Origin of the sequence: Thioclava sp. UBA3469 (assembly GCF_002378135.1) — a bacterium.
Classification (GTDB): Bacteria; Pseudomonadota; Alphaproteobacteria; order Rhodobacterales; family Rhodobacteraceae; genus Thioclava; species Thioclava sediminum.
This window is the reverse complement of sequence record NZ_DFRG01000035.1, coordinates 1-629: the sequence shown is the minus strand read 5'-3', so window position 1 is coordinate 629 and position 629 is coordinate 1. Positions and strand designations below refer to the sequence as shown.

Genomic DNA, 629 nt, shown 5'->3' with positions numbered 1-629 from the left:
GGGGAGCCGCTCCGACAGTGCCCGGATCTGGGCGGCGGCTCCGCGCGCGCCGATACCCGCGTAGATCGTGATCCGCTCGGCTTCGGCGATCATGCCCGCCAGCGCGTCCAGTTCCGCCTCCGACGGGCGCATCACCGGCTGCGGGCGATGCACGGCCCATTGCAGATCGTCCTTCGTAGTCTCGCGGAACATGTCGCCATTGACGATGACCACCGCGACGCCGCCCTTGGTCAGCGCGGCCTGCGCCGCCTGCACGGTGATCCGGCGCGCTTGGTCAGGATGGCTGATCCGTTCGCAGAACACCGAAGCCTGCTCGTAGATTTTCTTCTGATCGACCTCCTGCGGGAAGCCCAGGCCCTCCTCCGCGCGCTCGATATTCGAGGCGATCAGCACCACGGGGGCACCGTTTCGGTGGCTCTCGAAAATGCCGTTCACGAAATGCAGGCTCCCGGGCCCGGTGGTCCCCGCGCAGACCGACAGCTCCCCGGTCATGTAGCTCTCGCCACCTGCCGCGAGCGCGCCGACCTCTTCATGGCGCACATGGACCCACGACAGGTCCGACCGGCGCACCGCATCGGTGAAATGGTTGATCGTGTCGCCCACGATCCCGTAGACGCGCTGCGCCCCCG

1 protein-coding gene is annotated in these 629 nt (G+C 67.9%); it reads right to left on the bottom strand.

The window, feature by feature from the left end; genetic code table 11:
• Positions 1–629: thiamine pyrophosphate-binding protein (locus B3D39_RS02710; RefSeq protein ID WP_286789354.1), on the bottom strand; the 629-nt coding region annotated here is incomplete at both ends.